Genomic DNA, 8,373 nt, shown 5'->3' with positions numbered 1-8,373 from the left:
ATTCTATACCTTTTTCGAAAAAGTCAAAAAGCCCCAAAAACCCTGTAAAATAAAGGATTTTTAAAACTCTTGGTGAATACTTGACACGTGGAGACGATTTGGGAAGGATAGTTATCCCCAAAGAAATCCGCAGAATCATATAACACATTGACTCTTGAAGAAAAGCTTTGTATTACGATACATAACGTGATTAAAAGAATATTTTCTTCCGCAATTCAATTTCTACAACAAACGCTCCGTCAGGGGAAGTCCTGACGGAGCGTTATCTTTTATTCAGATTAGTCAGTTGGTTCGGTTTTTACAATGGTAATAACTCCTTCTTTACAACAGCCCCAAATATCATCAGTTAATTTTTCTATTTTTTCATATTCTAATGGGAGTAAAAACTCTTCTTTTGAAGAATACAAGCCATAGACAAATTTTCTTTCATATTTTTTATCGTTGTGTGGGAAGTAACTGCCGGAGTGCTTTTTGGCAAGTTCGATATATTGAGAAATCGCAACTGCAGCAACATCGTTTATATCGGGTATTTCAACAATGGCAAATCTTTGTTTGGAAAGCCACGGATATATTAGCTCGCCGTTTCCATTGATGTAATATTGTCTGAAATCGCTTTCCCCGTATTCTCCGTCCCGTTCCCATACAAGAATATGGTTATCGTCGGTTACAGAAACTTCTCTAAACCTTGGTTCAATTAAAACCTTTCGCTCTTTCGTATCGTAAAGACCGATTAGGGCTTCCTCGTCATCATCACGGGAAAACTCCAGATATCTGTCGTTGTAATCGTAATAAGAAATATCCGGGAATCTCGTATCGGGAATTTCGTTTCCTTCAAGGTCGATTAAATGGTAGAAATTATCGGTATTTTTAGTAACCACGGCAACACCGTATTTGTTAAACGGACGGGCTTCATCATATTGAAAGCCAATCACGGTTTTCCCGGTTGAGTCGATATATCCATAATGATTCTCGTAACATCTATGACCATCGGGAGTTTTATACCAGGTTCTGTTTAGGTTTACCGAAGCAAGACCGCAGGTAAAATCGTGAGCACATGCATATTGCGGCTCAATTATAAATTTGCCTGCTTGATTTTTAAAACCGAATTTGCCAAAGACATCGTCAATCTCCCATTCCGGCTCAATAGTCGTTTCAGCCTCTAACGGCTCGGGTAACCCTTCATAGTCCATCCAATAACGATACCAGCCGTCATTGTCTTTATTTTTATGAAACGCTTCTTCGTCAGGCACTTCGTTGCCGTTGATATCAAAATAAGCATTATCAATACAAAAAATAACTCTTTCTTTATCTGCAACATAACAGGATTTACCTTGCTTTGAAAATAAAATTTTCATACTGTCACCACCAAATCTTCATAAATTACCTTGCAGAGCTCTTGAACCTTTGCAAAAGAGGAATTGTCATATATCCGCCTATGCTTTGCAAAAGCGGAAATTATTCGTCATTCAGCAGATTATCGTTTTCAAAGTCTACCCACTCGTCATTAAGGTCCCAATGAGAGATACCTATTGAAAGAAATCCGTCATCATTTGCCGTTGCGACAAGGGGGCGTTTTCCAATTTGGAAACGCAACATACGAAAAGAATTCTCTTCCTCATCTTTTCTGGTAAAATAAATCGGTTCGTCGTTTGAAGAGAGAATTTTTCTGCAATCGTACGGTTGAGAAAATTCATAGTAAAAAAACTCATAATCATCTTCACCGATTGCTTTGCTTTTAATAAGATACTGCTTGTCAGTAAAAGCTACAATGATTCCTTCACAATCCAGTAGGTTATCATCTATCAGCCAAGCAAGCTCGCATATTCCGATATATTCAATCGGTGTATTTTTTCTTGCTAAAAACTCTTGCTCCGATATTTCACAAAACATTTTCTTCACCTCTTAAACGCATTATATCACACTATCTGTCCAATAAAAAGGTCTTTGCAATAACATAAGCGGATATTTTTGTCCTGTTTTTAAATAATTGCGTTAAAAAACATTTAACAAAAAAATACTTGACAAACCTATTGCATAACAGTTAAAATATAATAAGTGTATTTTGCGGAATTTTAAGAAGTACCCGTCTTTTTATTATTGCCGTTTACTTTTCTGTTTCTTAAAAATATTGACAGTTTGATAAATTTTTATTGGAGGTGTAAAAATATAATTTAATGGATATAATTATTATGATTGCTATAGGCATTGTTGCTTTAATTTTAGGCTTTGCCCTTGGCACTTTCTATAGAAAAAAGATTGCAGAAGGCAAAATCGGAAGTGCTGAAGAAGAGGCAAAGAGAATAGTAAATAATGCGATTAAAACAGCAGAAACAAAGAAAAAAGAAGCTTTAATCGAAGCAAAAGAAGAAATCCATAAAAATAGAGCAGAAGCCGAGAAGGAAATCAAGGAGCGCAGAAACGAGGTTTCCCGTCAGGAAAGATGGCTTCAGCAAAAGGAAGAGCAGTTAGATAAGAGAAATGACTCTATTGAAACTAAGGAAAATAACCTTTTAAACAAAATAAAAGAGGTTGAAAATACTCAGGCTGAGGTAAATGATATTAAAAAGAGCCAGCTGAGTATGCTGGAAAAAATTTCAGGTCTTACTGCAGAACAGGCAAAAGACTTTTTACTCAAAACTCTTGAGGCGCAGGTTCGTCACGAAGCTGCTGTTAAGATAAAAGAAATAGAACAGGAAATTAAAGATACATCAGAGGCAAAGGCGAGAGAGGTTATATCTCTTGCTATTCAGCGTTGCGCATCTGATTTTGTTTCAGAGGCAACCGTTTCGGTTGTTTCATTACCCAATGACGAAATGAAGGGCAGAATTATCGGCCGTGAAGGAAGAAATATCAGAGCGATTGAAACACTCACAGGAGTTGACCTTATTATTGACGATACTCCCGAGGCAATTACTCTGTCTTGCTTTGACCCTGTAAGGCGTGAAATAGCAAGACAGACTCTTGAAAAGCTTATTTCCGACGGAAGAATTCATCCCACCCGCATTGAAGAAACAGTTGAAAAGTGCCGCAAAGAAGTTGAGGCATATATCAAGGCAGAGGGTGAGCGTGCCGCTTTTGAAACAGGCGTTCACGGTTTACATCCCGAGCTTATCAAAATTCTCGGACGTTTGCGTTACCGTACCAGCTACGGTCAGAACGTGCTTAATCACGCAGTTGAGGTTGCCTATATCTCCGGAATTATGGCTTCCGAGCTTGGTGTTGACGTTAACCTTGCAAAACGGGCAGGTCTTTTACACGACTTGGGCAAGGCTCTTGACCACGAAATCGACGGCTCACACGTTGAAATCGGCGTAGATGTAGCGAGAAAATACAAAGAAAACAACGAAGTTATCCACGCTATACAGGCGCATCACGGCGATGTTGAATGTAAAACAGTTATTGCAGCTCTTGTTCAGGCTGCTGACGCTGTTTCTGCAGCCCGTCCCGGCGCAAGACGTGAAAATCTTGAAAATTACATTAAGCGTCTTGAAAAGCTTGAAGAAATTGCAAACTCATTCTCAGGTGTTGACAAGTCCTTTGCTATTCAGGCAGGACGTGAAATTCGTATTATGGTCAGCCCCGAAAATGTTCAGGACGATACTCTGCCCTTAATGGCGAGAGAAATCGTTTCCAAGATTGAAAATGAGCTTGAATATCCCGGACAGATTAAAGTTCATATTATCAGAGAGAGCCGTGCAATAGATTACGCAAAGTAGAAATGTTCTTAGCGAACATTTCTGCAACTCTATTTGCCTTGGCAAATAGAATATCACTTGTGCCAACGGCAGAAATATCACTTAATAGACAAAAACTTATTTGCGAGACTTTTTATACGAAAGTCTCGCAGTTTTATTCGGCTTCGCCGAGTTTTATTGCCTTTGGCAGTTTTATTCGGCTTCGCCGAGTTTTTGGAAAGGGGAGTGTTTACAGTGGCTTTTGACGGCATTTTTTTAAACGCCTTATTAAATGAAATTAAATCAATTTCTATCGGCGCAAAGGTTGATAAGGTGTATCAACCCCAAAGCGATTGTCTTGTTTTGCTTTTACGCTCGGGCGGCGAGAGCAAGAGGCTTCTTTTATCGGCAAGCGCAAATGCGCCAAGACTTCATTTTACTGACCTTTCCTTTGAAAATCCCGCTTCTCCCCCTATGTTTTGTATGCTTCTGAGAAAGCATCTTGCAGGCGCACGTCTTTGCGACATTCAGCAACAGGGCTTCGAGCGTATTGCCGTACTTGTTTTTGAAGGCTTTGACGATTTCGGGGAAAGAACTCTTAAAAAGCTTCATATTGAGATTATGGGAAGGCACAGCAATATTATTTTTACAGATGCCAACAATAAAATTATTGACAGCATCAAGCGTGTAGATTTGACTGTTTCTGCCCAAAGGCAAGTTTTACCCGGTATGCTTTATTCTCTTCCCCCTGCACAAAATAAGCTTGATATCGCTCAAAATGAAGATTTTAAAGGGATTGTTGACTCTCTTCCCGATATGAGAACAGATAAGGCTTTGCTCGAAAGCTTTCAGGGCTTTTCGCCCCTTATTGCAAGAGAGCTGTCTTTCCTTTGCTGTGGTGCTACAGATACCCTTGTTTCCGATTTGACGGAGGCGCAAAGGGATAAGCTTGCCTTTTTCCTCAGCCGTCTTAGCGAAAAAGTGAAAAACAAAAGCTATACCCCTGTAATTCTTCATTCCTTGCCCGATAAAAAGCCCTTTGAATTTTCCTTTACCAATATTCATCAATACGGCGCTTCTATGCTTTCCGATAGCGCAGAAAGCTTTTCTGCACTGCTTGACAGCTTTTACGAAACCCGTGAAAAAATAAGCCGTATTCATCAGAAAACAAGTGATATTTTAAAGATTTTATCAAATGCTCAGGACAGAATTATCAAAAAAACTCAGCGCCAGAAGCTCGAGCTTGAACAGAGCGCAGAATGTGAAAAATTCAAGCTCTACGGCGATTTGCTAAGCGCAAATTTATATAGGCTCCAAAAGGCGCACTCAGTAAAGCTTGAAAATATTTTCGGCGACGGTGAGCTGATTTCTATTGAGCTAAACCCCTCTTTTTCACCTGCTCAGAACGCTCAAAAGTATTACAAAGAGTATAAAAAGAGATTAAATTCCGCAGAGTATTTAAAAAGTGAGATAGAAAAGGGCATAGAGGAGCTAAAATATTTAGACAGCGTACTTGATTCTCTCACCAAGGTAGAAACTGAAAAGGAGATAGGTCAGATACGTCAGGAGCTTTATCAGAGCGGCTATATAAAAAGAGCATCGACCATAAACAAGCGCAAGGAAAAAGAGGTTATGAGCCCGATGCACTTTACAAGCTCTGACGGCTTTGAGATTTTCGTCGGCAAAAACAATTTCCAAAACGATTGGCTTACTCTCAAATGGGCTTCCAAAACGGATATATGGCTTCACGTCAAGGATTTTGCAGGAAGCCACGTTATAGTAAAAGCAAAAGAGGACAAAGTAAGCGAGCAGGCAATTTTCGAGGCTGCACAGCTTGCAGCATTTTACTCTAAAGCAAGCAAGGGAACAAACGTGCCTGTAGACTTTGCCCTTGTAAAGCACGTCAAAAAGCCCTCAGGCGCAAAAGCCGGAATGGTTATATATACAAATAATAAAACACTTTTTGTAACTCCTAAAGAACCTACAAAGTAATGAATTGCACAGCAATTCAATTCATGGAGCAAAGCAAGAAAATGCAGCTTTAAACAAAGTTTAAAATTTAGCTAAATTCGCTTACGCGAGCTAAATGTGCTAACGCACGCTAAATTACTTTGTAGCTAAATTGACCTGCGGTCAGCTATAAGGCGAATTTTATTTAGCTACTCCGAAGGAGTTATTTAGCTATGAAGCAAAGCGGAATAATTTAGCTTTATATAATTCATTAAAAAAGCAAGAACGAAAAACAGTCAGTGTAAAGAGTAAAAATAATTACGGAGGTATATATAAAAATGAATAAAAATCTTTTAAACAGCATTGTATGCGGTATGGTTATGTTCGCAATGATATTTGTAACATTTGTTTTAACCGGTGGGCGTGAAACATACGATTTTACTGTTATGGACAAATTTATATTTGTTATTTTTATAATATCCGAAATAATTACACTGGGAATGCTTATATATTATATTTCAAAATATACAAAAAATTTAAGAAATGGTTCTAACAGCACAATGGAGCCGGAAGAACAAAGAGAACTTTCCCCTCTGAACAGTAAAATAATAATATGCTCTGCCATACTGACAATTGTGCTAATTACTTTAGGTATTTTAATTGGAATATATGCCTCAAACCAAACGAAAGCAATAGCCGAATATGTTTTTTCTTTTTCCCTTATTTTTGTAGTTTTTATGTTTCCCTTTAATATGTTAACTGAAAAAATTATATTACATTTTTTTAAAAATAAAAAGGTGGACTATTGGCAAAACTACTTTGTAGCTCACCGTGAAAATATAGAAAAGAAAAAAAGGAAGCTATTTTTAAATTTAAAAATTTCAAAGCTTTTTTCAAATATTTATACTGCTCTTTTAGGGTTGGCGGGAATATTATTTTCCTTGTCCGCCGGAATATCTCCGGTTAATGATGGTATTATATATTTGATATTTCCTACACTTATATTTACTGCCGTTCTCTCCCGTATAAAATTTACACAAGACAAGGAACTTTTCAAGCACGAAAGTTATGTTTCACAAGAGGATTATCCCGAGCTTTACAGACTTGCCCGCCGTGCTGCTGATATAAGCAACTGTAAAAAGAATATAAAAATAGCTTTAACAGGCGACTGTAATGCGGGAATTATGGAGGTCGGCGATACCTATTCAGTACAAATCGGCGTAATCTTGCTTGATATATTGTCAGAGGAAGAGCTTGTGTGTATATTTTTACACGAATTCGAGCACGTCACTTTAAAAAATAAGAAAATAAACAAATGCTACAGTTATAATACTTGGATTTCTTCCGGCTGTAATAACACTTATTTATCTTGGCTTACGAATGTTTTGTTTAGCTTTCCCGACGGCCTTTATAATTTCAGATTCAATCTTTATCAATACGCCGCTTCTCTATGCTTTGAGTCAGATTCCGACAAAGCTATGCTCAAATCAGGCAAGCCTGAGTGTGCCGCCTCAGCTTTGTTGAAAATTGATTTTTACAATAAATACGAATGGGAAAGAGACGCTATGGATTTTCCCTGTTTATATGAACCGGAAAGCTGTGAAAATTACACCCTGCGAACCTCTTTAAATTCCTTTAAAGAATTACAGGCTGAGCGTAAGGAGCTTTGGATTGAGCTCGCAAAAAAGGAAATTCAATCCCGTTCCTCATCTCATCCGATTTTAAGCCAACGCTTTAAGATGCTGGGAATTGAAAAATATTCACTTTTGGGAAATGAAAAATCCCCTGCTTTAAAAGAGGAAGCGGAAAAGGCAATAGATTTTATAGATATCTTAATTAAAAAGCAAGTTTCGGAAAATTATTCGGAGCTACGCGAGGAATATTATATCAAGCAAAAAAATTTAGTTGAAAATTGGGAGCAAGAAGGCAAGCCAATTATTGCCGAGCAATATTCCTCTGTAATTGAAGCTTTAAACATACTGGGACGTCGCAGCGAAATTGAGGAGCTGTGTGACAGAGTAATATCAGAAACCCCGATACATACCGCTGCTTACGCTTATTTTATAAAGGGCTTTATTTTGCTACATAAATTCGACGAACAAGGCTTGGAATATGTGTATAAGGCAATATATGACAACCATAATTATATAGACGGAGGATTAGGTGTAATAGGCCACTTTTGCTGTCTTACGGGAAATCAAAAAGAGCTTGACTTATACCGCGAAAGAGCTGTTGACTTAGCACAGAAAAATAAAGATATTTACAGTTGTATAAATGTTATTCAAAAAAATGACAAGCTGTCTCCGGAGAAGCTTCCCGAGGGTATGCTTGATGAAATATTAAGCTTTATTTCCTCAATAGATGAGGGGGAAATAAAACGCATATATTTACTGCGCAAAACAATAAATGAAAATTTCACCGTAAGCGATGTAATTATCAGATTTTCTTACTACACCGATGAAAACACAAAAGGAAGGATAATGGATAAAATTTTCAGATTTTTAGATACCTTTTCCTCGCATCAGTTTGGACTGTTTGATTATAACGGAATTACAGAGGTCAGTGTAGAAAAAATCCCCGGTGCTCTTGTATGGAGGGCAGAGGAAAACACAGATGTAAGCGAAGAATAATTTACCTTTATACAACTCATTAAAAAAGCAAGAGCGGAAACCGTTCTTGCTTTTTTAGATAATAGTTGAAAGAGGCGAAGCCTCAAATATCTGCTATTTTGATTTGCCGTTAGCGTGTT

Annotated in this window: 5 protein-coding genes; 3 read left to right on the top strand and 2 right to left on the bottom strand. The window is 37.8% G+C overall.

Features of this window, described 5'->3' with window-relative positions; all coding sequences use genetic code 11:
* Positions 1 to 278 precede the first annotated feature (278 nt).
* Both E7480_03570 and E7480_03565 read right to left on the bottom strand, forming a co-directional pair.
* Positions 279 to 1,355, bottom strand: coding sequence for a WG repeat-containing protein (locus E7480_03570; GenBank protein MBE6903667.1), 1,077 nt, complete (start codon positions 1,353 to 1,355; stop codon positions 279 to 281).
* A 100-nt stretch (positions 1,356 to 1,455) separates the two neighbouring features.
* The gene (locus tag E7480_03565) at positions 1,456 to 1,890 is read right to left on the bottom strand and encodes a hypothetical protein (protein ID MBE6903666.1); all 435 of its coding nucleotides are present in this window, start codon (positions 1,888 to 1,890) and stop codon (positions 1,456 to 1,458) included.
* A 284-nt stretch (positions 1,891 to 2,174) separates the two neighbouring features.
* Here E7480_03565 and rny point away from each other — a divergent pair, with 284 nt between their 5' ends.
* From rny to E7480_03550, 3 genes are all read left to right on the top strand, one after another.
* Positions 2,175 to 3,716: a ribonuclease Y gene (gene rny / locus E7480_03560; GenBank protein ID MBE6903665.1), complete on the top strand. Its 1,542-nt coding sequence runs from the start codon at positions 2,175 to 2,177 to the stop codon at positions 3,714 to 3,716.
* 213 nt (positions 3,717 to 3,929) lie between these two features.
* Positions 3,930 to 5,666, top strand: a complete 1,737-nt coding sequence (locus E7480_03555) for a fibronectin/fibrinogen-binding protein (protein ID MBE6903664.1) — start codon at positions 3,930 to 3,932, stop codon at positions 5,664 to 5,666.
* A gap of 296 nt (positions 5,667 to 5,962) precedes the next feature.
* Entirely contained in the window at positions 5,963 to 8,254 is a 2,292-nt protein-coding gene (locus E7480_03550) for a hypothetical protein (protein MBE6903663.1), read from the top strand.
* Positions 8,255 to 8,373 lie beyond the last annotated feature (119 nt).

The sequence above is a fragment of the Oscillospiraceae bacterium genome (assembly GCA_015067255.1).
GTDB lineage: Bacteria > Bacillota > Clostridia > Oscillospirales > SIG519 > SIG519.
The sequence above is the reverse complement of the archived record's forward strand: the minus strand, read 5'-3'. Positions and strand labels throughout refer to the sequence as shown.

Coding starts and splice junctions, on each gene's coding strand:
- E7480_03570 (MBE6903667.1), bottom strand. CDS start 1,355: ATGAAAATTTTATTTTCAAAGCAAGGTAAATCCTGTTATGTTGCAGAT.
- E7480_03565 (MBE6903666.1), bottom strand. CDS start 1,890: ATGTTTTGTGAAATATCGGAGCAAGAGTTTTTAGCAAGAAAAAATACA.
- rny (MBE6903665.1), top strand. CDS start 2,175: ATGGATATAATTATTATGATTGCTATAGGCATTGTTGCTTTAATTTTA.
- E7480_03550 (MBE6903663.1), top strand. CDS start 5,963: ATGAATAAAAATCTTTTAAACAGCATTGTATGCGGTATGGTTATGTTC.